At 59.5% G+C, this 25,773-nt stretch carries 26 protein-coding genes, 1 tRNA gene and 1 riboswitch; of the genes, 24 read left to right on the top strand and 3 right to left on the bottom strand.

Annotated elements, in window-relative coordinates; all coding sequences use genetic code 11:
- Window positions 1-55 precede the first annotated feature (55 nt).
- Window positions 56-841 (top strand): inositol monophosphatase family protein, encoded by a 786-nt coding sequence (locus tag WNY39_RS05940; protein ID WP_341234111.1) that lies wholly within the window; start codon window positions 56-58, stop codon window positions 839-841.
- Window positions 842-930: 89 nt separating this feature from the next.
- Here WNY39_RS05940 and WNY39_RS05935 read toward each other — a convergent pair whose 3' ends face one another.
- Complete coding sequence (locus tag WNY39_RS05935; RefSeq protein ID WP_342844733.1) at window positions 931-1,674, bottom strand: rhomboid family intramembrane serine protease; 744 nt, start codon at window positions 1,672-1,674, stop codon at window positions 931-933.
- Window positions 1,675-1,734: 60 nt separating this feature from the next.
- Here WNY39_RS05935 and WNY39_RS05930 point away from each other — a divergent pair, with 60 nt between their 5' ends.
- Window positions 1,735-2,358 (top strand): hypothetical protein, encoded by a 624-nt coding sequence (locus WNY39_RS05930; RefSeq protein ID WP_342844732.1) that lies wholly within the window; start codon window positions 1,735-1,737, stop codon window positions 2,356-2,358.
- 5 nt (window positions 2,359-2,363) lie between these two features.
- Here WNY39_RS05930 and putA read toward each other — a convergent pair whose 3' ends face one another.
- Complete coding sequence (gene putA, locus WNY39_RS05925; protein ID WP_342844731.1) at window positions 2,364-5,783, bottom strand: bifunctional proline dehydrogenase/L-glutamate gamma-semialdehyde dehydrogenase PutA; 3,420 nt, start codon at window positions 5,781-5,783, stop codon at window positions 2,364-2,366.
- Between the two features lie 128 nt (window positions 5,784-5,911).
- Here putA and WNY39_RS05920 point away from each other — a divergent pair, with 128 nt between their 5' ends.
- The 22 genes from WNY39_RS05920 (at window position 5,912) to WNY39_RS05815 (ending at window position 25,043) form a co-directional block, all read left to right on the top strand.
- Window positions 5,912-6,367, top strand: a complete 456-nt coding sequence (locus WNY39_RS05920; RefSeq protein WP_219579913.1) for an Lrp/AsnC ligand binding domain-containing protein — start codon at window positions 5,912-5,914, stop codon at window positions 6,365-6,367.
- 31 nt (window positions 6,368-6,398) lie between these two features.
- A complete protein-coding gene (locus tag WNY39_RS05915) occupies window positions 6,399-6,953 on the top strand; it encodes a hypothetical protein (protein ID WP_342844730.1) in 555 nt (184 codons plus the stop codon).
- A gap of 41 nt (window positions 6,954-6,994) precedes the next feature.
- Window positions 6,995-7,081 (top strand) — tRNA-Leu (locus tag WNY39_RS05910).
- 184 nt (window positions 7,082-7,265) lie between these two features.
- Window positions 7,266-7,364, top strand: a riboswitch (TPP riboswitch).
- A 58-nt stretch (window positions 7,365-7,422) separates the two neighbouring features.
- Entirely contained in the window at window positions 7,423-8,229 is an 807-nt protein-coding gene (gene thiD, locus WNY39_RS05905; protein WP_342844729.1) for a bifunctional hydroxymethylpyrimidine kinase/phosphomethylpyrimidine kinase, read from the top strand.
- Window positions 8,229-9,224: an FAD-dependent oxidoreductase gene (locus WNY39_RS05900; RefSeq protein ID WP_342844728.1), complete on the top strand. Its 996-nt coding sequence runs from the start codon at window positions 8,229-8,231 to the stop codon at window positions 9,222-9,224. Before thiD ends, WNY39_RS05900 begins: the two co-directional genes overlap by 1 nt.
- A complete protein-coding gene (gene thiS, locus WNY39_RS05895; protein WP_342844727.1) occupies window positions 9,208-9,405 on the top strand; it encodes a sulfur carrier protein ThiS in 198 nt (65 codons plus the stop codon). Before WNY39_RS05900 ends, thiS begins: the two co-directional genes overlap by 17 nt.
- Window positions 9,406-9,408: 3 nt before the next feature.
- Entirely contained in the window at window positions 9,409-10,182 is a 774-nt protein-coding gene (locus WNY39_RS05890; RefSeq protein WP_342844726.1) for a thiazole synthase, read from the top strand.
- Window positions 10,179-10,775, top strand: coding sequence for a thiamine phosphate synthase (locus tag WNY39_RS05885; protein ID WP_342844725.1), 597 nt, complete (start codon window positions 10,179-10,181; stop codon window positions 10,773-10,775). Before WNY39_RS05890 ends, WNY39_RS05885 begins: the two co-directional genes overlap by 4 nt.
- Window positions 10,754-11,770 carry a HesA/MoeB/ThiF family protein gene (locus WNY39_RS05880; protein WP_342844724.1) on the top strand — a complete coding sequence of 339 codons (1,017 nt, stop codon included), beginning with the start codon at window positions 10,754-10,756 and terminating at the stop codon, window positions 11,768-11,770. Before WNY39_RS05885 ends, WNY39_RS05880 begins: the two co-directional genes overlap by 22 nt.
- Window positions 11,767-12,705 carry an ABC transporter substrate-binding protein gene (locus tag WNY39_RS05875; protein WP_342844723.1) on the top strand — a complete coding sequence of 313 codons (939 nt, stop codon included), beginning with the start codon at window positions 11,767-11,769 and terminating at the stop codon, window positions 12,703-12,705. The genes WNY39_RS05880 and WNY39_RS05875 overlap by 4 nt, the downstream gene beginning before the upstream one ends.
- Entirely contained in the window at window positions 12,705-13,385 is a 681-nt protein-coding gene (tenA, locus tag WNY39_RS05870; RefSeq protein ID WP_342844722.1) for a thiaminase II, read from the top strand. Before WNY39_RS05875 ends, tenA begins: the two co-directional genes overlap by 1 nt.
- Complete coding sequence (locus WNY39_RS05865) at window positions 13,382-14,107, top strand: ATP-binding cassette domain-containing protein (RefSeq protein ID WP_342844721.1); 726 nt, start codon at window positions 13,382-13,384, stop codon at window positions 14,105-14,107. Before tenA ends, WNY39_RS05865 begins: the two co-directional genes overlap by 4 nt.
- Complete coding sequence (locus WNY39_RS05860) at window positions 14,104-14,853, top strand: ABC transporter permease (RefSeq protein WP_342844720.1); 750 nt, start codon at window positions 14,104-14,106, stop codon at window positions 14,851-14,853. The genes WNY39_RS05865 and WNY39_RS05860 overlap by 4 nt, the downstream gene beginning before the upstream one ends.
- Before the next feature lie 97 nt (window positions 14,854-14,950).
- A complete protein-coding gene (locus WNY39_RS05855) occupies window positions 14,951-15,793 on the top strand; it encodes a hypothetical protein (protein WP_342844719.1) in 843 nt (280 codons plus the stop codon).
- Window positions 15,790-16,731, top strand: coding sequence for an adenosylcobinamide-phosphate synthase CbiB (gene cbiB, locus WNY39_RS05850; RefSeq protein ID WP_342844718.1), 942 nt, complete (start codon window positions 15,790-15,792; stop codon window positions 16,729-16,731). Before WNY39_RS05855 ends, cbiB begins: the two co-directional genes overlap by 4 nt.
- A 10-nt stretch (window positions 16,732-16,741) precedes the next feature.
- Entirely contained in the window at window positions 16,742-17,731 is a 990-nt protein-coding gene (gene cobD / locus WNY39_RS05845) for a threonine-phosphate decarboxylase CobD (RefSeq protein ID WP_342844717.1), read from the top strand.
- 274 nt (window positions 17,732-18,005) lie between these two features.
- On the top strand, window positions 18,006-18,953 hold the full coding sequence (locus WNY39_RS05840) for a D-ribose ABC transporter substrate-binding protein (RefSeq protein WP_341234129.1): 948 nt from the start codon (window positions 18,006-18,008) through the stop codon (window positions 18,951-18,953).
- Window positions 18,954-19,023: 70 nt separating this feature from the next.
- Window positions 19,024-19,674 carry a DUF2291 domain-containing protein gene (locus tag WNY39_RS05835; protein ID WP_342844716.1) on the top strand — a complete coding sequence of 217 codons (651 nt, stop codon included), beginning with the start codon at window positions 19,024-19,026 and terminating at the stop codon, window positions 19,672-19,674.
- A complete protein-coding gene (locus WNY39_RS05830; protein WP_342844715.1) occupies window positions 19,671-21,212 on the top strand; it encodes a sugar ABC transporter ATP-binding protein in 1,542 nt (513 codons plus the stop codon). The genes WNY39_RS05835 and WNY39_RS05830 overlap by 4 nt, the downstream gene beginning before the upstream one ends.
- Window positions 21,212-22,273 (top strand): ABC transporter permease, encoded by a 1,062-nt coding sequence (locus WNY39_RS05825; protein WP_341234132.1) that lies wholly within the window; start codon window positions 21,212-21,214, stop codon window positions 22,271-22,273. The genes WNY39_RS05830 and WNY39_RS05825 overlap by 1 nt, the downstream gene beginning before the upstream one ends.
- Window positions 22,274-22,281: 8 nt before the next feature.
- Entirely contained in the window at window positions 22,282-23,298 is a 1,017-nt protein-coding gene (locus tag WNY39_RS05820; protein ID WP_342844714.1) for a Gfo/Idh/MocA family oxidoreductase, read from the top strand.
- Entirely contained in the window at window positions 23,295-25,043 is a 1,749-nt protein-coding gene (locus WNY39_RS05815; protein ID WP_342844713.1) for a hypothetical protein, read from the top strand. The genes WNY39_RS05820 and WNY39_RS05815 overlap by 4 nt, the downstream gene beginning before the upstream one ends.
- Here WNY39_RS05815 and nanR read toward each other — a convergent pair.
- Window positions 25,040-25,765 (bottom strand): transcriptional regulator NanR, encoded by a 726-nt coding sequence (gene nanR / locus WNY39_RS05810; protein WP_341234135.1) that lies wholly within the window; start codon window positions 25,763-25,765, stop codon window positions 25,040-25,042. The two genes, WNY39_RS05815 and nanR, sit on opposite strands and share 4 nt — an antisense overlap.
- Window positions 25,766-25,773 lie beyond the last annotated feature (8 nt).

Raw genomic sequence — 25,773 nt, 5'->3', positions numbered from 1 at the left:
GCAATCTGGGCTTGCGGGCTTAAAGGGAGGGCTGATTGAATGAAGGGCGCGGAAAATGGTTGGCAGTGCAAATCTAAATATCATGATCAAGGCCGCGCGGCGCGCTGGCCGTGGGCTGGTCAAGGATTTCCGTGAGGTAGAGAACCTTCAGGTGTCCAGAAAAGGGGCCGGTGATTTTGTCAGCCGCGCCGACATTCAGGCCGAAAAGATCATCAAAGAAGAATTGATGGGCGCGCGCCCGACCTATGGCTGGTTGGCCGAGGAAGGTGGCGAAGACGAGGGCCAAGACCCCACACGCCGCTGGATTGTTGACCCGCTGGACGGCACGACGAACTTCCTCCATGGTTTGCCACATTGGGCGATCTCGATCGCATTGGAGCACAAGGGCCAGATCGTTGCGGGCGTTGTGTTTGATCCGGCCAAGGACGAAATGTTCTTTGCTGAAAAAGGGGCCGGTGCCTGGATGAACGACATGCGTTTGCGTGTGTCTGGCCGTCACCGGATGATCGAATCCATTTTCGCCACGGGCCTGCCCTTTGCCGGGCGTTCCGATTTGCCAGATACCCTGCGTGAATTGGGGCGGATGCTGCCCGTCTGCGCTGGTGTGCGTCGCTGGGGGTCTGCTTCGCTGGATTTGGCCTATGTCGCTGCGGGCCGTTTTGACGGCTATTGGGAGCGCCGCCTGAATTCTTGGGATCTGGCTGCGGGCATGCTGATCGTGCGCGAAGCGGGTGGTATGGTGGAGCCACTGAACCCAGCGGGTGACATCCTTGCCGACGGTGAGATCGTTTGCTCGAACGAGGCGCTGTTCAACGGATTTGCAAAAGTCGCACGCGGCTGATTGCGTTGCCGGGGGCGGGATGCCTTCGGCGAGGATTTAAGTCCATTTGGAAAACCGGCGTTGATTTACCTATCAACTGATGGGGCGCGTTATTTGCGCTTCACCTTTGGGATATGGCTGCGCCGTGTTCGATAGGTCGCATCGGGGTGGGGCGGATGCCCTTGGGTTTGTGACCAGAACCTTGGCCCGCCCAAGCGCAGCCAGATCGGGATGGTCAGGACCACACCGACGATAAAACCGCCTGCATGCGCCCAATAGGCCACGCCGCCCGACGATGGGTCCGCGCCGACGCCGCCGATAAATTGCATGCCCAACCACAGGCCCAGCATGATCCACGCGGGGATCGGTAGAATGCGGAAAAATACGATAAAGATGATCAGAACATCGACTTTGGCCTTGGGGTAGAGCAGCAGGTAGCCGCCCATCACGCCCGCGATGGCCCCCGACGCGCCCACGGTCGGCACGCCCGACATCGGGGCCGAGATTACATGGGCGGCCGCCGATAAGATACCGCAGGCAAGATAGAATCCCAGATATCCCATATGGCCCATCTCGTCTTCGATATTGTCGCCAAAAATGTATAGAAACAGCATGTTACCGGCCAGATGCATCCATCCACCGTGTAGGAACATCGACGTGAAGACGCCAGTATATCCGCCGCCCATGGTCACGCGTTCCGGCAAAAGCGCCCAGTTGTAAAAGAAAAGGTTGATCGCCCGGGGATCGTTCATCAAGCTGACATAGCTTAGAAACACGCCGATGTTCACCGCCATCAGCAGGTAGGTCACATAGGGTGTGCGCCCGGATGGGTTATGGTCGCGGATTGGAAACATGACGCGACCCTTAGCCATCGCTGGGGCAGGGTCAAGACTTTGGATGAGGCGGGGTATCGAATGACGATCACATGTTTGCACACGGGACAAAGCCATGTGGACGGGTTCACCCGGCTTTTCGTCGCCGAAGGGTGGGATGGCGCGCTGGAGCATATCGTCCGCGAGGATTTATTATCGCGCGCCCAGACCGACGGGATCGAGGCTGTGGCGGCAGATGTGGCCGCAGTGCTTGAGCAGTTTACGCAGGACGATACGGTGCTGTGCACCTGTTCGACCTTGGGCGCGCTGGTTGAACGCTTGGGCGGCGACAACGTGTTGCGCATCGACCGACCGGCGATGGAGGAGGCTGCATCCCATCGGTCAGTGATGTTGGCGATTTGTCTGGAAAGCACGCGTGGCCCGAGTGTCGCGTTGTTTCAGGACTGCAACAAAGGGACCGTGCCGGATGTCGTGTTTTGTGAAGACGCGTGGCCGTATTTTGAAGCAGGTGATATGCTCGGTTTCAACCGTGCGATTGCGCAGTCGGTGGGGGCTGCGATGGTTGCCGCCCCACAGACCGATTGCATCGTTCTGGCGCAAGCGTCGATGCAGGGGGCGGCCCCCTATTTGATGGATATTGGCGTGCCTGTGCTGGCAACGCCGCCATTGGCGGTTCGGCGGGCAATCAAGATCGCCCGCCGGTAGAGGTTTTATCCGGCAGCGCCCAGCAGTTTCGCGTTGCCACCAGAGGCCGTGGTATCCACGCACAGGTGCCGTTCGGCGCGGACATGGGCCGTATCTGGCAGGCCGCGGATCAGAGGCACAATCGGGCCGTCCCGTTTGGCCAGTGCCTGTTCGATGGCGCGCGCGGTTTCTGCGTCGCCCCACCACAAGATACCGCCATAGCTGGGCCCCTCCGCAAGGGAGGCGATGTCGATCTGGCCTGTCAGTTCGAGCGTGTCGCCGCCAAGCGCCGAGACTGCGCGGGCCTGTTCGGTGGCGGTGGCTGTGCCCGGCCCCATGCACAACAATGCCGGCCGCGGCATTGAGCTGAGACGGTTCGTTTCGCCCGTTGGTCCGGGCAAGGTGACCGTGTCAATCACAGCGCCGATATGATCCGGCAGCTTGGGCAGGGTTGATTGCGACCCGCCCCATGTTTCATCTACCGATTTCATATCCGGCACGTCGAAACGCAGCAGATAGTTCGGGCCGCCCGCTTTGGGGCCGGTGCCAGAAAGGCCTTCGCCACCAAAGGGTTGCGATCCGACGATGGCGCCGATCTGGTTGCGGTTCACATAGATATTCCCTGCCTCGATCCGTTCAGAGACATGCTGCACCCGGTCGTCGATGCGGGTTTGTAGGCCAAAGGTCAGGCCGTAACCGGTGGCGTTGACGTCATCGATCACCTTGTTCAACTGCGTGGATTTGAAGGTTGCGATGTGCAGCACGGGGCCGAAAATCTCGCGCTTCAGGTCCGAGATGCTGTTGATGCGGATCATGGTGGGCGGAATGAACGTGCCTTCGGTCGGGGCCACCGTTTCGGCGATCACGCGACCCTCAGTGCGGGCCGTGTCGATGTGGTCGGCGATGGTTTTGCGGGCGGCCTCGTCGATGACGGGGCCGATATCGGTCGAAATAGCCCACGGGTTGCCCATGACCATGACCTCAATCGCGCCTTCAATCATCTCGATCAGCTCTTTGGCGATGTCCTCTTGGACATAGAGGCAGCGCAGGGCGGAACAGCGTTGCCCGGCGGATTGGAACGCGCTTTCCACGATGGCTTGGACGGCTTGTTCGGGCAGGGCGGTGCTGTCGACGATCATGGCGTTCAGCCCGCCGGTTTCGGCGATCAGCGGGGTGCCGGGGGCGCAATGGTCTGCCATCGATTGGCGGATTTTCAGCGCCGTCGCGGTCGAGCCGGTGAAAGCCACACCGTTTACCCGAGGATCAGAGGTAAGCGCCGCGCCCACATCGCCGCCACCGGGCAGCAATTGCAAGACATCGCGCGGGACGCCAGCCTCGTGCAGCAGCGACACGGCTAGGAACGCGATCAGCGGGGTTTGTTCGGCAGGTTTCGCCAGCACGGCGTTGCCAGCGGCCAAGGCGGCGCTGACCTGCCCACAGAAAATCGCCAGCGGGAAGTTCCACGGCGAAATGCAGGTAAAGACGCCAGCGGGCGGCACGTTGGTTGCTTGCGAGGCGTAATAGCGCAAGAAATCAACGGCTTCGCGCAGTTCGCCAACGCAGTCGGGCAGGCTTTTGCCAGCTTCGCGGGTCAGCAGCGCAAAGATTTCGCCGTAATGCGCCTCGAGCATATCAGCGGCTTTCAGCAGCACCTCTTGGCGGGTTTGCAGCGGGGCATCCCAGATTTGCGCCTTGTCAAAGGCGGTTTTCACATCGGCGTCTGATGCATTGCGCACGGTGCCGGGGCTGCGGCCTGCGGCGGCAGGGTTTTGCAAACGCACGGCTTTCTTCGGCTTTGCCTCGGCAGCGATCAGCGGGGTGGCAGCCCAACGATGTGCTCTCCACGGGGCGCGGGCGGATTCAATCATATCCAGCGTGGGGGTGTGGGTCAGATCGAAGCCCAGCGAGTTCACGCGCGTCGGCTGGAACAGGTCGGGTCCGGTCGGGATTTGCATAGCGGCGTCAGACAGGTTTTCGAACGGGTCGGCGGCAACTTCTTCGGGGGAGACATCTTCGTCAACGATCTGGTTCACAAAGCTGGAGTTCGCCCCGTTTTCCAGCAAGCGGCGGACCAGATAAGCCAGCAAATCTTTATGCGCCCCCACAGGGGCATAGACCCGGCAATGGGTACCGTGTTTTTCCATGACGATGTTATGGAGCGTTTCGCCCATACCATGCAGGCGCTGGAATTCGAATTTTTCCTTGTCTTCCGCCATGTGCAAAACGGCGGCGACCGTGTGCGCGTTGTGGGTGGCGAACTGCGGATAGATCCGGTCGGTCATGTTCAGCAATTTGCGCGCATTCGCGATATAGGAGACGTCAGTTGCCGCTTTTTGGGTGAAGACAGGGAAACCATCGACGCCTTTGACCTGTGCGCGTTTGATTTCGGTGTCCCAATAGGCACCCTTAACCAGACGGACCATGATCTTGCGATCGTGGCGGATGGCCATGTCATAAAGCGCGTCAATCACAACGCCCGCGCGGGGGCCATAGGCCTGCACAACAACACCAAAACCGGCCCAACCAGACAATGCAGGCTCGGACAGCACTTTTTCGATAACATCCAAGGACAGACCCAGACGGTCGGCCTCCTCTGCGTCGACATTCAGCCCCATGCCTGCGGATTTGGCCAGTAGGGCCAGCGCACGCAGACGCGGCACCAGATCGCGCATAACGGATGCTTCTTGTGCCACCTCGTAACGGGGGTGCAGCGCGGATAATTTGACAGAGATACCGGGGTTTTTGCGGCTGTCCTTGTGGGTGCAGGCCACCGCAATGGCTGAAATCGCGCGGCTATAGCTGAGGTGATAGCGTTTGGCATCGGCTTCGGTACGGGCCGCTTCGCCCAGCATATCATAGGAATAGGTATATCCCTTTTTCTCCATGCCTTTGGCGCGTTCCATCGCGGCGTTGATGTTTTCCCCCAGCACAAACTGGCGGCCCATTTCCTTCATCGCGCGGCTGACGGCGGTGCGGATCACGGGTTCGCCCAGACGTTTGATCGCTGCGCGGATGTGGCGCACGGGGCCGGGTTGTTCATCATCCAAAACGCGCCCTGTCAGCATCAGCGCCCAAGTCGATGCATTCACCAGCGGCGATGTCGAATGCCCCATGTGGCGACCCCAGTCGGAGGGGGCGATTTTATCCTCGATCAGCGCATCAATGGTATCGGCATCCGGCACGCGCAACAGCGCCTCGGCCAGACACATCAGGGCCACGCCTTCATCCGTGGACAGGCCGTATTCAGCAAGGAACACTTCCATCAGGCCGGGGGCGGTGTGGCTGCGAATGGCACGCACGATATCTGCGGCGTCTTTGGTGATCTCTACCCGATCTTCAGGCGACAACTGGCTGTTTCGGATCAGTTCACGCAGAACATGTTCCTGATCGGCGTAGGTGCCTGCATCGATTTGATGACGCAAAATCGGGGAAGAATCACGTGCCATTTTGGGCTCCTATGTTTAATTGGACTAGTCTAGCGCGCAATTTGAAGTAAGAGTGACTGATTGCCCGCTATTTGCTAGGCAAACCGATTTAAAATTGGGTGTTCGACGTGACAAATGATGATTTCAAGATGGACCGCTTTGACGCGGCGATTCTAACGGTTCTGGCCGAAGATGGCCGGATTAGCATCACTGATCTGGCCAAGCGGATCGGCCTGTCCAAATCGCCCACTCAGGCGCGTCTGCGCCGGCTAGAAGTTGCTGGCGTTATTCTGGGCTATCGCGCGCTGCTAGACCCGATCCGGCTAGGGCTGGACCACGTTGCATTTGTCGAGGTCCGGCTGAGCGACACGCGGGAAGTCGCGCTCAAGGCGTTTAATGCCGCCGTCCTTAAGGTCCATGAGATCGAACAGGTTCATATGATTGCGGGTAGCTTTGATTATCTGCTCAAGGTACGGACCCGCGATATGGCCGCCTATCGGAATTTTCTGGGCGAAACGATTACCACGCTGCCCTACGTGTCCAATACATCGACCTACGTGGCGATGGAGGCGGTTAAGGAAATCATGCTCGCAGATGTGACTTGACTGAAACGGGGCGGCTGCGCTCCACTGGGGCATGCGCCTTTCATTTGCCCTTGTTTTGATCTGTGGCCCTGCTTTCGCAGCAGATTGTCCGCCGCCGCCTGATATCACAGCCGAGCTGACGCAGCTTTTTGAAAAGTCTCAAGCTGCCAGTGATTTTCGCCAAGGGCAGGCCCTGTCAAATGAGATGTGGGAGGTGTGGCTGCGGGCACCTGATGCCGCTGCCCAAGAAGTGTTGAACCGCGGCATGCGCAAGCGCGATGTTTTCGACTTTGTCGGTGCGCTGGCTGATTTTGATCGCCTAGTGGCCTATTGCGGGGATTATGCCGAAGGGTACAATCAACGGGCCTATATCCATTTTCTGCGCGAAGACTATGATAACGCATTGATTGATCTGGATATTGCGTTGGAACTACAGCCGTTGCACGTGGCTGCACAGGCGGGCAGGGCGCTGACCCTGATGAGGCTTGGCCGCATCCCCGAGGCCCGCGCGCAGCTGCTTGTTGCCGTCGAAAACAACCCGTGGCTGTCAGAAGCCGCACTTTTGGCCAAAGGTGCGCCACTTGGACCGGTCGGAGACGACATCTGACCATTTACACTGCCGGCAACCAAGCTATTGTGCGCGTCGCTGCGGGCGTGATGGAATGGTAGACATACCAGACTTAAAATCTGTTGGGCCTTGTGCCCGTGTGGGTTCGAGTCCCACCGCCCGCACCATTCTGCTCCTTGGCCCACCGCCTTCGGCTACTTGAGGCCTGTTTGGTTCTTGACCTTTGGCTCCAAGCCCTTCCCAGAATTAACGGCAGTCTTACACAAAAGCCTATTGCAGTCTTGGAAGCGCCGAACTAGCGTCCGCCCTTGAGTGTAGTCGGCGCTTTTTAAGGTCGTCAGCTACCAGAAATATTATCCGTCGGGGGGCCTTAGGGCTGAGAGGTGCATGCACCGACCCGTCGAACCTGATCCGGGTCATACCGGCGTAGGGAACGGGTATTCTGCGAATGACATCGCAGGCTCTTTCTTGCGTCCGTACGTCCCGCCCAAACGGAGACATGTGCGCAATGATACCCCAAACCCCCATCGCCCTGACAATCGCCGGCTCGGACAGTGGCGGCGGTGCTGGCGTGCAGGCTGATATAAAGGCGATGTCGGCGAACGGCTGCTATGGTGCCAGCGTTATCACCGCCATCACCGCGCAGAACACGACGACCGTCACCGCCATTCACGAGGTGCCCGCAGATTTGGTGGCGGCCCAGATCGAGGCGGTTCTGTCAGACATTGATGTACGTGCGATCAAGCTGGGTATGCTGTTTTCCGTGCCCATCATTGATGTGGTTGCAAAGGGCATTGCGGGGTTCGCGGGGCCTATTGTGGTTGATCCGGTCATGGTCGCCAAAACGGGTGACACGCTGCTGCAGCGGTCGGCCATAGACGCGATGATCGACAAGATTTTGCCGCTTGCGACGCTGGTGACCCCGAACCTGCCCGAAGCGGCGCAGCTGTTGGGCGAGGCACCAGCCCGCACCCCAGATGACATGGCCGCGCAAGCGATGCGGCTGCTCAGCATGGGGCCCGGCGCGGTTTTGATGAAGGGCGGCCATGCCGAGGGCGACACCTGCACAGATGTTTTGGTCGACGAAAGCGGCATCTTGGCGACGCTGGCCGCAGACCGGGTGGCGACGCGCAATACCCACGGGACAGGGTGCACCTATTCTGCGGCGATTGCGGCGAACCTGTCCAAGGGGTTGGAGCTGGACGTCGCGGTGTGGGTCGCGCACCGCTATTTGCAGGGCGCAATTTCAGCGGCTGACCAGTTGCAGATCGGCAAGGGCCATGGCCCCGTGCACCATTTTTACGGCCAGTGGTAATGGGGAAGATCACGATCATAGGCGCGGGCGTTGCGGGGCTATGCGTGGCCCGCGCACTGTTGGATCGGGGGGCCGATGTCAGGATCGTGGATCGCAATGCGGCCCTAGGCCCGCAGGCGTGTTCGTGGTGGGCAGGGGGCATGCTTGCCCCCTATTGCGAGGGCGAAAGCGCCGAAGAACCCGTTGTGCGTTTGGGCCAAGAGGCTGCGGATTGGTGGGCGGCGAACATTGGTGCCGTGCACCGCAGCGGGACGCTGGTTGTTTCACCGGCCCGAGACCGGGCAGACCTCAACCGCTTTGCCCGCCGCACACAAGCGTTTCGCGAAGTTGACGCGGATGAGATATCGCTGCTGGAGCCTGATTTGGCGGGCCGTTTTACCAAGGGCTTGTTCTTTGAGAACGAGGCACATCTGGCCCCGCGCGAGGCTTTGGCGCAATTGCGTGCGGGTCTGGTTGCGGATGGTGCGGCGTTTGAGGTGGGAGATGCCAATCCGGATGATTTAGCGCAGCGCGGGCTAACCATAGATTGTCGGGGTTTTCAGGCCCGAGACCGCGTCACCGACCTGCGCGGCGTTAAGGGCGAGATGCTGATCCTGTCCTGTCCCGAGGTCACACTCAACCGCCCCATACGCATGCTGCATCCGCGTGTTCCGCTCTACATCGTGCCGCGCGGGGACGGAGTGTTTATGGTCGGGGCGACGATGATCGAAGGCGGAAACGGCCAACGTGTCACCACTCGATCCCTGCTCGAAATGCTCAGCGCTGCCTATGCGCTGAACCCTGCGTTTGGAGAGGCAGAGGTGGTCGAGATCGGCGTCGATAGCCGCCCTGCCTTTCCCGACAACCTCCCCCGCATCAGCCGCAGGGGAAATCTGATCTGTGCCAACGGGCTGTACCGGCACGGGTTTCTGCTGGCCCCTGCGATGGCGCGGATGGTGACCGAGCTGATTTGTGACAATAAAATACCGGAGATATTGCATGAAACTGCTGCTTAATGGCGAAGCGATCGAGGTCGAGGCCGCGACCTTGGCTGACCTGCTTGAACGAACCGGCTTTGGCGGTGCCAAGGTTGCGACGGCGGTGAACGGCAGTTTCGTCGCCGCACCAGCGCGCGCGGACCATGTCTTGGCCTCAGACGACCGCGTTGAAGTCCTCGCTCCGATGCAGGGGGGCTAGGGGATGCGTGATTTTTACGGCACGACGCTGGCCAACGGCCTGATGCTGGGCACGGCACAATACCCGTCGCCCGCGATTTTGGCCGATGCATTCACGCGCAGCGCCGCAAGCGTGGCGACGGTCTCCCTGCGCCGCGAAAGCGGGCAGGACCGCGGGGGGCAGGATTTTTGGACATTAGTGCAGGGCCTTGGCGTTCACATTCTCCCCAACACTGCAGGGTGCCATTCGGTCAAAGAGGCTGTGACCACCGCGCATATGGCGCGCGAGGTATTCGACACCAAGTGGATCAAGCTTGAGGTGATCGGCGAGGAAGACACCCTGCAACCGGATGTGTTCGGCTTGGTCGAAGCGGCGCGCATTCTGACCGAAGACGGTTTTCAGGTATTCCCCTACACCACCGAGGATTTGGTGGTCGCGGACAAGCTGTTGCAGGCGGGATGCGAGGTGCTGATGCCATGGGGCGCGCCCATCGGATCGGGTTTGGGGTTGAACAATCTTTTCGGGTTGCGGGCCATGCGTGCGCATTTCCCTGATGTGCCGTTGGTGATTGATGCGGGTCTTGGGCTGCCATCGCAGGCCGCGCAAGCGATGGAGATGGGTTTTGACGCGGTGTTGTTGAACACTGCCGTGGCCAAGGCGGGCGATCCTGCGGCAATGGCCGAGGCTTTTGCGATGGCGGTCAGCGCCGGGCAGCTTGCTCATATCGCCGACCCGATGGAGCCGCGCGATATGGCGGCCCCGTCCACGCCCGTGATCGGAAAGGCGTTCCTGGAATGACGCTGGATCGGTTTTACCCCATTTTTGACAGTGCCGACTGGTTGGAACGTCTTGTGCCGCTTGGCATCAAGCTGGTGCAACTGCGGATGAAAGACGTCCGCCCAAAGGTGCTGCGCGATCATATTCGCCGCGCCAAAGCGATCTGTGCGGAACATGATTGTACGCTGATCATCAATGACTACTGGCGCATCGCGATTGACGAGGGATGCACCTATCTCCACCTGGGTCAGGAAGACCTTGATGATGCGGATATGGCCGCCATTCAAAGCGCGGGCCTGCGCCTTGGGATCAGCACCCATGACAGGGCCGAGCTTGCCCGCGCGCTGGACTTGCGCCCCGATTACATCGCGCTTGGCCCGATATACCCCACGATCCTGAAACAGATGAAATGGCATCAGCAAGGTGTGGAAAAGCTGACCACATGGCGTGCCGCAATCGGGGATACGCCGTTGATTGCCATTGGCGGCATGAACATCGACCGTGCGGCGGGGGCCTTTGCCGCCGGGGCGGATGTGGTCGCGGCGGTGACGGACATCACGTTGCATGACAGCCCCGAGGCTCGGGTTCGCGCATGGCTGGTGGCGACACGATGAGCAGGTACATCCGCCAAGAAACCCTTGCCGAGGTTGGTCCTGCCGGGCAGGCGCGCCTGCGCGCGGCCCGTGTGTTGGTTGTGGGGGCAGGCGGGCTGGCCGCGCCGGTGCTTCAGTATCTGGTGGGCGCGGGTGTCGGGCATCTGACCCTTGTTGACGGCGATCATGTCTCGCTCAGCAATCTGCACCGTCAGGTTCTGTTTCGCGAAACCGATATTGGCCAGCTGAAGGTGGAGGCAGCGGCAGCAAGCCTACGCCGTCTGAATGCCGAGTGTGAAATAGTGACCGTTCCGCTGCCGCTTGACCCCGCAAATGCGCCGCAGCTGGTGGCGGGCAGCACCCTTGTGCTGGATTGCGCCGACAGTTTCGCCGTCAGCTATATTCTGTCTGATACTTGCCGCGCGGCGGGCATCCCGTTGATCAGCGCGTCGGTGTTGGGGTTTGCGGGTTATGTAGGCGGGTTTTGCGGCACGGCCCCGTCGCTGCGCGCTGTGTTTCCGGACCTGCCGGACCGCGCGGCCAGCTGCGCCACGGCGGGGGTCATGGGGCCAACAGTGGGGCTGATCGGGGCGGCGCAGGCGCAGATGGCGATTGCCTGTCTGATCGGGCAATCACCGTCCCCGCTGGGGCAATTGATCAGCTTTGACATGCACAGCTTTCGTATGGGCGGTTTTCGTTTTGATACCGCACCCGAGCCTGACACCGCGCTTGGTTTCATCGCAGCATCCGCCATCGCGGTGTCTGATTTTGTCGTGGAACTGCGTGATGCGGCTGAGGCACCTCTGTCCATCACCCCCTTCGCGCAGCGCATGACCGTCGCGCAATTCACCCAGCAGCAAAACGCGCCTCCAGAACAAAGCAGACGCGCCGTCTTTGCATGCCGATCCGGTCTGCGGGCCTGGCAGGCTGCCACACATCTACGGTCCTATTGGGCTGGCGAAATCTCCCTTGTTGCCGCTGGCGACACAGTACCCTTTGAAAGGCAAACCACATGAAACTACCCTCGTTCACCGTCGCACTATCGCTGGCGGCATCGCCCTTGATCGCCGCTGATGAAATGACCGTGCTGCTGGATTGGTTCGTGAACCCCAACCACGGCCCGATCATTATTGCGCAGGAAAAAGGTTACTTTGCCGATCAGGATCTCGACGTGACGACCATCGCGCCAGCCGACCCGTCCGACCCGCCCAAGCTGGTGGCGGCTGGCAAGGCGGATCTGGCAATTTCCTATCAGCCGCAACTGCACCTGCAAATCCACGAAGGTCTGCCTCTCAAGCGGGTCGGCACCTTGGTTGCGACGCCGCTTAACTGTCTTTTGGTACTGGCAGATGGGCCGATCAAATCCCCTGCGGATTTGGCCGGAAAAAAGGTGGGGTTCTCCGTGGGCGGTGTGGAAGAGGCGGTTCTGGGCGCGATCTTGCGCCACAACGGGGTCGCGCCGGATGCCGTTGAACTGGTCAACGTGAACTGGTCGCTGTCGCCGTCGCTGATGTCTGGTCAGGTGGATGCGGTCATTGGCGCGTTCCGGAACTTTGAGCTGAACCAGATGCACATCGAAGAGATTGAAGGCACCTGTTTCTTTGTCGAGGAAGAAGGCCTGCCATCCTATGACGAGCTGATCTATGTTGCCAATAGCGACAGCATGGACAAGGATATGATCGCCCGTTTTCTGGCCGCGACCGAACAGGCGACCCAGTATATCGTGAACAACCCCCAAGAAAGCTGGGCGCTATTTTCCGGCACCTCGGCCGAATTGCAAGACGAGCTGAACGCATTGGCATGGGCCGATACCATCCCACGTTTCGCGCTGCGCCCCGCCGCCATGGATGCCGGGCGCTATGCCGCGTTCGAGACGTTTTTGAATGAAGCCGGGTTGATCCCAAGCCAGAACCCCGTGTCTGAGATCGCCATTGATGTGACGGCGGATTGATGGCCCCCGACTATGGCAAGACCTTTGCCCATTGGCGGGCCAAGGCGGCAGGGCCGTGGCGGGACTATACCCACCATCCTTTTGTTGAAGGGCTGCGCGACGGGTCACTGCCGCGCCGCGCGTTCCTGCATTATCTGGTGCAGGACTATGTCTTTTTGGTGCATTTCGCGCGGGCGTGGTCGCTGGGCGTGGTGAAGTCCGAAACGCTGGACGAGATTAAGGTTTGTTCAGCCACCGTTGATGCGCTCGTCAATCACGAAATGGCGCTGCATGTTCAAACCTGCGCCGCAGTGGGCATCGACGAGCAGATGCTTTTTGACGCGGCTGAGGCGTCTGAAAACCTGGCCTATACGCGCTATGTGCTGGATGCTGGGCATCAGGGTGATTTCCTTGATCTGATGGCGGCATTGGCCCCTTGTGTAATGGGCTATGGTGAAATCGGTCTGCGGCTGGCGCGGGATAAGAACCCCGATACGCCCTATGCCGATTGGATCAACACCTATGCTGATCCCGGCTATCAATCGCTGTGCGCATCGGTCGGCGCGATGATCGATGACGCTGTTGCACGGCGTATCGGTGAACTTGCCACATCCCCCCGCGCTGCTGTGTTGCAGAACCGGTTCACGACGGCCACGACGCTAGAGATCGGGTTTTGGCAAATGGGATTGCGCGGCCAATGACCGTGCCGCCGGGGATCAGTTTTGCAGGACAGCACCACATTGACGGGCGGCTGTTGTTTGATGCCGATATCCAACTGCCCGGCGGCCAGTGGACCTGTCTGCTGGGGCGATCCGGTGTGGGGAAATCCACCATCCTGCGGCTGATCCTTGATCTGGAAACAGGCGGGCGGTTCACGGGTCGTATTACGGCCACGGATGGGGCGGCTTTGGCGGGGCGCATCAGCTATATGGCGCAGTCGGACCTGCTGTTGCCATGGCTGTCAGTGTTGGAAAATGTCTGCATCGGTGCCCGCCTGCGCGGTGAGGCTCCAGACGCAGCCCGTGCCGCTGATCTGTTGGCACGGGTCGGGCTGGCAGATCACCTAGGGAGCAAGCCAAACACATTGTCTGGCGGGATGCGCCAGCGCGCCGCCCTTGCACGGACCTTGTTCGAGGACCGCCCGATCGTGTTTCTGGACGAGCCGTTTTCAGCCCTTGATGCGGGGACCCGCGCAGATATGCAGGACTTGGCCGCCGAGGTTTTGCACGGGCGCACCGTACTTTTAGTGACGCACGACCCGTCAGAGGCGACCCGTTTAGGGCACCGGATTATAATCATGTCCGCCCAAGGGACAACGCGCTGGCCATTGCCCGACACTGCCGCCCCGCGCGCCATCGACGATACGCAAACCCTTGCCTGTCAAACCCGTCTGTTGGCGCATTTACGAGGGGTCGCCGCATGAGGGGGCGCGACATTCTGATGGCGGTCTTGCTGGGGTTGGCGCTATGGCAGGCCGTTGTGATGCTGACAAACGCGCCGCATTTCATCCTGCCCTCGCCGTGGCGCGTGGCGCAGGCGGCCTATCACAGCCGTGCGATCATTGCGGAAAACGCGTGGGTGACCATCGTTGAGGTTCTGTTGGGTCTGACGCTTGGCACCGTGCTGGGCGCTGCGACCGCGATCCATCTGGCGCTGTCGAAAACCGCCGAGCGGCTGATGCTGCCGCTTCTCGTCTTTACCCAAGCGGTGCCGGTGTTTGCACTGGCCCCGTTGCTGACGCTTTGGTTTGGCTACGGCATGGGGTCAAAGATCGTGATGAGTGTTCTTATCATCTATTTCCCCGTGGCCTCGGCGTTTCATGATGGTCTGACGCGTCTTGATCGCGGCTATCATGATTTGTCGGTCACCATGGGGGCAGGGAAATATCATTTCATGCGCCATGTCCAGATACCAAGCGCGTTGCCCAGCCTTGGCACAGGGCTGCGGTTATCTGCGGTCTATGCCCCGATTGGGGCCGTGATTGGCGAATGGGTGGGCGCGTCCAAAGGGCTGGGGTACCTGATGCTGCTCGCCAATGGCCGCGCCAAAATTGATCTGATGTTCGCAAGCCTGATCGTGCTGGCCTGTCTGACTGTGGCGCTGCACATCGTGGTCGGCCGTCTCGCGGATCGTTTGACAAATTATGCTCACGGGTCCGGCCATCCTTAACGTGCCGCGCAAATCTGCCGTCTTGGCGGTTGTCGTTTCATGTCCAATGATTAATATGACTTGATCTTGATAAGGTAGTTCTGATTTGAGCAATCACATGCAGATGTTTAGCGAAAACACTCAGCCAATCGGGCGTACTGGCAGGGCTGCTGGGCATTTCGGTGAATGGTTGCAGGGGCGGCTTGGGCCGGACGGGCCGGTGGTTGTGATAACGATGACCTGTGATGTGCTTTATGCGCAAGCAACCTATACGCCCGCCTCGGATTTGCGGTTGCACCATTCGGGCGTGGCTGCGGTGACCCAAGACCAGTTGAAAGCTTTGCTAGCCGCTGTTGGAAAACCGCCGAGCGGTGATTTTATGCTATCTCGAAATGTGGTGCCTGGCGTGGGGGCCGGGTCGTCTACGGCCAGCCTGATTGCGCTGGCGCGGGCGGCAGGCGCGGATGAGGCGTTGCTGCCAGCGGCATGTTTGCGGGTCGAAGGTGCGACGGATCCTTTGATGCTGTCCCAGCCGGATACGGTGCTTTGGTCCTCTCGCCGTGCGGAAATCTGTGCGGAGTTTAAGGCCCCGCCACTATGCGAGATTGTTGGCGGCTATCTGGGCGATCCGATTAGAACCGATCCGGCGGATAGCGATTTTGCGGATATTTCTGACCTCGTGCCGCTTTGGGCGGATGCCGCAAACGGGTCTGACTTGGCCAAGCTTGCGACACTGGCCAGCGAAGCGGCAGATCGCACGACCCGTCTGCGTGGGCCAATGGGCGACCCAAGTGCGGCACTCGCGGGGGAGTTGGGTGCGTTGGGGCATGCGCGGGCGCATACAGGATCAGCGCGTGCGTTCATCTTTGCGCCAGGAACGGTTCCTGAGGCGGCTGAAGCCGTATTGACGCGCGCAGGGCTGTCCGGGGTGTTCCGGTTTTCAACGGGATCAGAGCGTTGAGTTTCGCAGCAGCCCTATTGATCGGTTTTCTGATCGAGGCCGCGCTCGCATGGCCCGCGCCGCTGTTTCGCCTGATAGGCCATCCGGTGACGTGGCTGGGGCGCGCCATTACTCTGCTTGAGGGGCGGATGAACAATGCCCGCCAGTCTGCGCGCGTGCAAAACCTGCGTGGCGCGGGGTTGGTTGCCATTATCCTGACGGGCGCGGTGCTTCCGTGTATTTTGCTTAGCTCCATTCTGCCAGACGGATGGGCCGGCGTCGTGATCGGTGGTGTTCTTGCGTGGCCGTTCTTGGCGGCGCGGTCGCTTTATGATCATGTGGTTGCCGTCGCCAAGCCGCTTGGCCAGGGGGACACGGACGCGGCCAGACGCGCAGTTTCGATGATCATCGGGCGCAATCCCGAGACACTGGATGACGCCGCTATTGCGCGCGCATCTTTGGAAAGCCTGGCCGAGAACGCATCGGACGGGATCGTGGCACCGGTGTTTTGGGGCTTGGTCTTTGGCCTGCCGGGGTTGGTGGGGTACAAGGCGATCAACACGATGGATTCAATGATCGGGCACCGGTCCGAACGCTATGAGAATTTCGGAATGGTCGCCGCACGGCTGGATGATCTCGTCAACTTGATCCCCGCGCGGCTGACAGGGCTGCTTTTTGCGCTGTGCTCGGGTACGGCTTCCCATTCCTTTCGCGTCATGCTGCGGGATGCGGGCCACCATAGGTCGCCGAATGCAGGTTGGCCTGAATCCGCCATGGCGGGCGCGTTGAATGTGCGGCTGTCCGGCCCGCGCATCTATGGCGATAGAATAGCGGACGAGCCATGGCTGAACGCCTCGGCCCCCCATGCGGATGCAGGGTCTATCGCGCGCGGGCTTACGCTTTATCTGCGGACTATGGTCGGGCTTGCGGCTATCATTGCGCTGTTTGCGATTGTTTAAGGATCACGGAATGCGAGACCACGGCGGCAATATGGGCATGGCGATAGCGGAGTTTGGCGGCGATCCTGCGGATTGGATCGATTTGTCGACGGGTATCAATGCGGCCCCTTATCCGGTGGGACAGGTATCAGCGGCGGCATGGGCGCGGCTTCCTGAGAGGGGCAGTATGATCGGGCTTGAGCGTGCCGCGCAGCGGGCCTATCGCACGTCGCTTGATGTTGTGGCCGTGGCGGGTGCCCAGGCGGCGATCCAACTGGTGCCAATGTTGAAACCCGTCGGGCGCGCCGCAGTTTTGACGCCGACCTATAATGAACACGCGGCCGCCTTGCGGTCAGGCGGTTGGGACGTGCACGATGTCACAGCGTTTGATGCGCTTAAGGGGTATGACCTTGCCGTGGTGGTGAACCCTAACAACCCTGATGGCAATGTGTACACACCCGACGCCTTGCTGGCGCTTGCCGCGCAGGTCGGCCTGTTGATCGTCGACGAAAGCTTTGCCGATCCTGCGCCCGAGATGTCATTGGCCAGCACGGCGCAAGACCTGCCTGAGAACGTGGTGATCCTGCGGTCGTTTGGGAAGTTTTATGGGCTGGCCGGTGTGCGTCTTGGCTTTGTGCTGGGGACGCCTGTGGTGGCGGATAAGATCAGGGACATGGTTGGCCCATGGCCGGTATCGGGTATGGCGATCGAAGTCTGCAAGCGCGCGTTTGAAGATGACGCTTGGGCGGACAGGACGCGGGCACAGTTGCAGCGCGACGCTGACCGTCTTGATCTGTTGGCGCAGGATGCGGGATGGACCCTCGTTGGGGGAACACCCTTGTTTCGGACCTATGCAACACCGGACGCGGCCAAGGCGCAGCGCGATCTGGCCGCCTGCCATATATGGACGCGGATTTTCCCATACTCGGAGACATGGATACGGCTAGGCCTGCCCGGGACCGAGGCTGATTGGTCACGGCTTGAGGCGGCGCTGAAGACGTCCGCACCCGTCGCGACATAGCGATCCATCAACGTGGGGCTGCTGCAACGCTGGTCCCACGCCGCTCTTCACATCATCAAATGCCGTAAAGGCCTTAGCCGTTTGCGCGGCTAACGTCACCGGATGTTCCAGTGCGGCAGCGCCGTTTTGCGCTGTCCGATGGCCGCGCGCCCATTCGGCGAGACAAGTCAAGACGCTTACTCATCATACCTGTTGACAATATGACCAAACTGTAAAAAAGTGAAGGCCAGCTCGCTTACTTCAGTAAAGCTGGCATTTTGGGAGGAGAGATAAAATGAATACGAACCGCCGCGTTTTTGTGTCCGGTCTTGCAGCCGCAGTGACACTGGCATCCACGTCTATCGTGCGTGCACAAGGCAAAGGTCTGATCGCAATTATCACACCAAGTCATGACAACCCGTTCTTTAAAGCCGAAGCCGTAGGTGCCGAAGCGCGTGCGCAAGAACTGGGATATGAGACCATCGTGCTGGTGCATGATGATGATCCAAACAAGCAATCCGAACTGTTTGACACGGCCATCGCCCGTGGCGCGGACGCGATTGTGCTTGATAATGCTGGTGCCGACGCAACTGTCGCCGTTGTAAAACGTGCGCTTGATGCGGGTATCCCGTCGTTCCTGATTGACCGTGAAATCAAGGAATCCGGTATCGCAATCAGCCAGATCGTTTCAAACAACTACCAAGGTGCACAGCTGGGTGCCGAAGAGTTCGTGAACATCATGGGCGAAGAGGGCAACTATGTTGAGCTTGTGGGCCGCGAAGCGGACACGAACGCGGGCATCCGGTCCTCCGGCTATCACGACATCATCGACCAATACCCCGATCTGGTGATGGTCGCGCAGCAATCTGCGAACTGGTCCCAGACCGAAGCCTTTGAAAAGATGGAATCTATCCTGCAGGCAAACCCTGACATCAAGGGTGTGATCTGTGGCAACGACACGATGGCGATGGGCGCATGGGCCGCACTTGAGGCCGCTGGCCGCAGCGAAGTGATCGTTGTCGGTTTTGACGGCTCTAACGATGTGCGCGACAGCATCCTTGCAGGTGGTATCAAAGCGACTGTTCTTCAGCCCGCGTACCGTCAGGCGCAGATCGCGGTTGAGCAGGCGGATCAGTATATCCGCACCGGGTCCACTGGCCTGGAGGAAAAGCAGCTGATGGACTGTGTTTTGATCAATGCCGATAACGCTGCCGATCTCGAGACTTTCGCGCTAAGCTCGTAACCAAAGAAGAAAATCCATGAAAATATGGGGTCCGCCGCCGCAAGGCGGGCTCCTTCTTGGGGGAGTCCGCATGCGTCGCACGCTACAAATTTCTGTTTTTCTGCTGAGTAGCCTTGTGGCGTTGGGCGGTTGTAAAATCGTTAAAAATCCCGATCCGGGCGCGGCAGGTCAGGCCCAAGAGGCACAGACTGATGAGGCCCGTATGGCGGCCTTGGCCCGCGAGATTTGGGAGCCGCAGGTTCTGCCTGCCGTTGCCGCGCTATTGGCCCCGCTCGACGAGGTGCGCGCCGCACTTGCGCAAGATGTTGACGCCGCCGGTGCGAAATATGGCTACAAGCCCGTGGGCGAGGCCAGCGCATGGAACTTTGGCGTGACCGGCACCGGGGTGATCGTCGAGACAAAGATGAAAAGCCGTGCGGCGAAGCTGCAGGTTGATACGGTTGGCGATGGCAAGGCGGATGTGACCATCCAGCTAGGCCCGATCATTCGCGGGACCGCCTTGCGCGACGCGATGTCGTTCCTGAGCTTTAGCGATTTCCGCGACCAGATCGAATTTGCAAAGCTGGCTGGCGGGTTAAACGCGATGGCCCATGAAAACCTGACCATCCCCACCGAAGATCCGATTGGGAAAACGGTCACCTTTTCTGGGATTTATACGTTTAAGGATGTTGAAACCCGCCCCGAAATTGTGCCAACTGACCTATCGTTTGGTGCGCCATGACTGCCCATGAGATTGGCCTTTCCATCCGCAGCGGCACCAAGGTGTACCCCGGTACGATTGCGCTGAAGGCGGCAGATTTTGACCTGCATATGGGGGCGGTCAATGTCCTTGTCGGTGAAAACGGCGCAGGTAAATCCACGATGATGAAGGTCATTGCGGGCGTTGAACAGCTGACGGATGGCAAGATTATTATCGACAACCAAGAGGTTACATTTCGCACCACAGAAGAGGCGGCGCGCAGTGGTATTGGCATCGTGTTTCAGGAGCTGAACCTGTTTCCAAACTTGACCGTCGCCGAAAACATATTTGTAGCGCGCGAAAAGACCCGCGGCGGCATTGATATCGACAAGGCCACCCAACGGGCCAGAACCCGCGAGCTGATGAAGCAGCTGGAGCAGGACATCGACCCCGATGATCTGGTCGGTGATCTGCGTGTGGGTCAGCAACAGATCGTCGAAATCGCCAAATCGCTGGCCCATGACGCCCGCATTCTGATTTTGGACGAACCCACCTCGGCCCTTTCTGCGGCTGAGGTCGAGATTTTGTTTCGGGTTATTGCTGATCTCAAAAAGCGCGGGGTCGGGCTGGTTTATATTTCGCACCGGTTGGAAGAGCTGATCAAAATCGGCGACTATATCACCGTGCTGCGCGATGGTGTGATCACTGGTGCGCGATCCATGGAAGGGGTGGATATCGATTGGATCATCCACAACATGATCGGCGAAAGCGGCAAGGATTTTGCCAAGGAAATTGAACATCCCTTTGGGGATGAAGTCTTTCGCGCCGACCACGTTTCGCTGCCCGGTGCGGGTGGTGATCTGGTGGTCAACGATGTGTCCATGTCCTTGCGCAAAGGCGAAATTCTGGGCGTGTATGGGCTGATGGGCGCGGGCCGGTCAGAGTTTTTGGAATGTGCGATCGGACGGCACCGCTATGCCACGGGAAGCTTTGCGATTGATGGCGTCCCCCTAAAGGAAAAAGGCGTCGCGGCACGGATCAGCCGTGGCCTTGCCCTGATCCCCGAGGACCGCAAGAACGACGGGTTGGTGCAAATTCTGTCGATCCGCGAGAACATGACGATGTCCAGCTTGTCGCGCTTTACCAAGGTGGTGCACCTAAGCGTTGTGCGCGAAAGGCAGACGGTCGCGGATTTTGTGAAGCGCATGACGATCAAAATCGCATCCCCCGAACACGAGGTTTCATCCCTGTCCGGCGGCAACCAGCAAAAGGTGGTTATTGCCAAGGCGCTGATGACCGACCCGAAGGTGCTGCTGATGGACGAGCCATCCCGCGGCATCGACATTGGCGCAAAGGCCGAGGTGTTTCGCGTCATGCGTCAGCTGGCTGCCGAAGGGCTTGGCATCATCTTTGTTACCTCTGATCTGGACGAGGTCATGTCACTGTCCGACCGAATTCTGGTCATGTCAAACGGCCGTATCACCGGTGAATTCACCCGCGACGAGGCAACGAATGCCAAGCTTATCGAAGCCTCGGCTGTCGGGCACAAAACAGAACATAAAAGTAAGGAATCCGTCTGATGGCTGATCAAACCACCAACATGTCATCATGGTCAGGATCGGATGCATTGCTTGTGCTGCTAAAGGCGCGGACGTTCATCGCACTGATTTTGGTCTTTGTGTTTTTCGCGCTGAATGCGCCTAATTTCATGTCCACCGCCAATATGGTGATCATGTCAAAACACGTGGCGTTAAACGCGTTTCTGGCGATTGGCATGACCTTTGTCATTGTGTCGGGCGGGATTGACCTGTCGGTCGGGTCCATCGTGGGGCTGTGCGGGATGGTCGCAGGCTATCTTGTGCTGAACGGGATCGACGTCGGGCTGGGCTGGTCGATCCAGTTCAATACGTTCGAGATTTGTCTGCTGGTGATCCTTGTCGGGGTTGCGATCGGGGCCTTGAACGGGTTCTTGATTACCCAGCTTAACGTGGCCCCCTTTATTGCGACGCTGGGCACACTTTATGTGGCGCGCGGTGCAGCGATGCTTAGCTCGGATGGGCGCACCTTTCCGAACCTGAATGGCAATCCTGAATACGGATCAGATACATTCCGCTGGATCGGCACAGGCGACATTTTCGGTATTCCGTTTTCGATTGCGCTGCTGATCGTTGTTGGATGTCTTGCCGGATATATCGCTGCGCGGACGCCGTTGGGCCGGCACATCTATGCGGTGGGCGGCAATGAACGCGCGGCCGGTTTGTCGGGGATCAAAGTCAACCGCACCAAGTATTTCGTTTACATTTTCTCCGGCTTCTGTGCGGCTTTGGTGGGGCTTATTATCTCGTCCCAACTGGTTGCCGCGCATCCCGCGACAGGCGATACGTTCGAGCTGAACGCCATTGCGGCGGCTGTTCTGGGCGGCACGTCAATGTCTGGCGGGCGCGGGCGTATCATCGGCACAATCATCGGTGCCTTTGTGATCGGTGTGCTTTCGGACGGGCTGGTGATGATGGGGGTTTCGTCATTCTGGCAAACCGTCATCAAGGGCCTTGTGATCATCGCGGCTGTGGTCATCGACCAAGCCCAGCAAAAAGTTCAAGCCCGTGTTGTGCTGCGTGCCCAAGCGGCCATGGATAAGTAGGGGGGAGTATGAAGGGTGCATTGATCGGCTGCGGGTTCTTCGCGCAAAATCAACTTCATGCATGGCGTGATACCGACGGGGTCGAGATTGTCGCCCTGTGTGATCAGGATGCCGGGCGTTTGGCGCAAACGGCTGCGGATTTTGACATTACGCGCACCCACAGGGATGCCGCCGAGATGTTTGCCAAAGGCGGGTTCGATTTTGTCGACATCGCCACCACGGTGCCATCGCATTTGCCGCTGGTGAAAATGGCGGCAGAGGCGGGCGTTCACATCATTTGTCAAAAACCCTTTGCCGAAAATCTGACGGACGCGCGCGCGATGGTGGCCGCTGCGGATGCTGCGCAAAAGACGCTCATGGTGCACGAGAACTTCCGCTGGCAATCGGCCATTCAAGCGGCACTTTATGTGGTGAAATCCGGGTCTATCGGGGATCCGTTCTTTGGCCGTTTCAGTTTCCGCTCCGGCTATGATGTGTTCTCAGGCCAGCCCTATCTGGCGGAAGGCGCGCGCTTTATTATCGAGGATCTGGGCATTCATATTCTGGACATCGCCCGTGCCTTTCTGGGTGATGCGGATCGCATTGCCGCGACAACCAAACGTATAAACCCCAAAATCAAGGGCGAGGACGTTGCGACGATGTTGTTGACGCATAAGGGTGGCGCAACCAGCGTTGTCGATTGTTCCTATGCCACCCGCCGCATGCCGGAAACCTTTCCACAGACCTTGTTGGAAATTGATGGGACCGATGGCACGGTCCGCTTGGATGCGGGTTATCAATTGTCGGTGACAGGCAAGGAAACCCATAGCGTGGATGTGAACCCGCCTGTGCTGCCTTGGGCCGAAAAGCCTTGGCATAATATTCAGGAAAGCGTGCTGACAATCCAACAGCATTTCGTCGACTGCGTGACCAAGGGCCGCCCGCCGCAGACATCGGGGGCGGATAACCTGCAAACGCTTGCACTGGTCGAGGCTGCCTATCTATCTGCCGCTGAGGGCCGGACAGTACGGCTGTCAGAGCTTTGAGCGAGAACGCCATCCTATACGGGACCGACCAGCCTGCGGTTGCCAGCACCCCATTGGCCCGTGCGCCGTGGTCCTTTACATTCGAGGCGGGCAGCCTGCGCCATATTAAGCTGAACGGGGCAGAGGCGATCCGCAGTATCGCGTTTCTGGTGCGTGATCGCGACTGGGGCACCTTGGTGCCGCAGATCCAAGACGAGGTCACCAGCCAGACCGAAACCGCCCTGTGCATTTCTTATACCGCCACATACGAAAGCGGCAGCGCGCAGTTGATCGTCGATATTGAGGTCGAAGTCACCGAAGGCCGCTTATCCATGCGTGCCGAGGGCATCACCAAGGGCGATTTTGAAACCAACCGCGCCGGCTTTACGGTTCTGCATCCTATCGACGGGGTGGCGGGGCAGCCCGTGCATGTGGGTCACAGCGATGGCACGATAGAGGAAGCCACCTTTCCAATGCTGATCGAGCCTTGGCAACCCTTCATGGATATCGTGTCGCTGACCCACACCGTTGGCAATAATTCTGTGACCTGTCGGTTGGTGGGTGATACATTCGAGATGGAAGACCAGCGGCAATGGGGGGATGCCTCTTACAAGACCTATAACCGCCCGCTTGCGAAACCTTGGCCCTATCAGATCGCCGATGGTAACGGGTTGTCGCAATCCGTTGTTCTCAGCATTGGCGCACCGTTGCCTTATGCCCCAGCCCGGTCAAAGGGGCACAAGGCGGTTAAGGCCATTTTCCCCGATATGGCGCTGGTGCTGACGCCGGATGACGCGCGGCGGCTTGCTGCATCCCCCGGTGATTTGGCACAGGTTAATCCGCAGCGGTTACTTTGCCATCTCGATATGGATTTGGGTGGGCTGGACGCGCAAATACAAGCCTTTTCGGCGGCGCAATTGGCCTGTCCGGATGTGGTCTTTGATCTGGAGCTTATTCTGGCCTGCGCCGATCCACCCGCAGTTGAGCTGGGCGCGGTAGCCGCACGGATGCAGGCCTTGGGCTTCGTTCCCGCCAGTGTGATGGTGTGCCCATCGGTTGACCGGCAATCGACACCGCCGGGATCAGACTGGCCCGATTGCCCACCGCTTGAGGACATCCACAATGCGGCGGCAGACGCTTTTCCCGACATTGTGCGAGGCGGTGGCATGGTCAGCTTTTTCCCCGAGCTGAACCGCAAATGCCCGCCGTTGGAGACGCTGGATTTTGTCAGCCACGGGCTGTGCCCGATTGTCCATGCTGCCGATGATCTGTCGGTGATGGAGACATTGGAAACGATCCCCCACATTACCCGATCTGCGCAGGCGATTTTCGGCGATATGCCCTATCGCATCGGCCCGGCCACGATTGCGATGCGGCAGAACCCTTACGGTGACCGTGTCATCCCGAACCCCGATGGGCTGCGGGTTTGCATGACAGATGACGACCCGCGGCATCGCGGTCAATTTGGTGCGGCCTATGTTGTGGGGCTGGCGACGGCACTGGCCGCTGCGAATATCGCCGTTTGGACGCCCGCGGCGCTCTATGGCCCGCGCGGTATCGGGGGCACGCGCGCCGATTGGCCCATCGCGCAGGCATTGGCGATGTTGGCAACGCTTGCCGGGCAGCGGGTAAAATGCGCGCAGATCAGCGACGGTATTGCGCAGCTGTCCGTCGGCGATACCGTCATCAGGGCCAATTTAACGCCCAATGATAACGGCGGTCTTGGCCCGTTCGAGTGGCAGGCGACAGCCGAGACCAGCGATTAGGTTTGGTTCGTGGATGAGAATTTGGAATCCGCGCGGCTCAGGTGGTCTTCCAACGCGCGTTCCGTGCCGTCGGCATCGTTCGCCCTAAGGCGTTCCACGATAACCGCATGTTCGCTAAGCGTTGTTTCTTCGCGGCCAGACCACAAAAGCAACGACGAATGGTATTCAAACAACCACGTCAGCATCATTTCGGTGATCGCCTTGATCAGCGGGTTGCCGGTGATTTCTGCCAATCTGGTGTGAAAGGCGATATCGGCCTTCATAAAGGCGTCGGCGTCGCCAAGCTGCGCGCGCTGAAGCTCGATCAGTTCAGACAAATCATTGGCGTCTTTCGACGTGCATTTGGCGGCGGCGAGCCGGGCGGTGCCACGCTCAAGAATGTGACGGATGACTTTCAGGTGGTCGATGTTGGCCGGTTCGCTCGACAGCAGCAGCTTGGCAATGTCGTCCAACTGGCTGAATGCCACGCCAGCGGTCAGCGCGTTCACACGGCTGCGACCGCCATGGGTGATGGTGATCAAGCCCTTGCTTTGCATGGCTTGCAAGGCTTCGCGCACCGCAGGGCGGCCCACGCCGAACCGTTCCATCAATGTCCGCTCAGACGGTACAAAGTCGCCGGGGGCCAGCTCTCCGCTTGCCACCAGTTCGCGTAAACGTTCGAAAACCTGATCAGACAGCTTCAGCCGGACGATCTTGCGGTCCTGAGCACCTTCTTTGTTCATGTCGCAAC

The sequence above is a fragment of the Sulfitobacter sp. AS59 genome (genome assembly GCF_038899995.1).
GTDB lineage: Bacteria > Pseudomonadota > Alphaproteobacteria > Rhodobacterales > Rhodobacteraceae > Sulfitobacter.
This window is presented reverse-complemented; position numbering and strand designations above follow the sequence as displayed.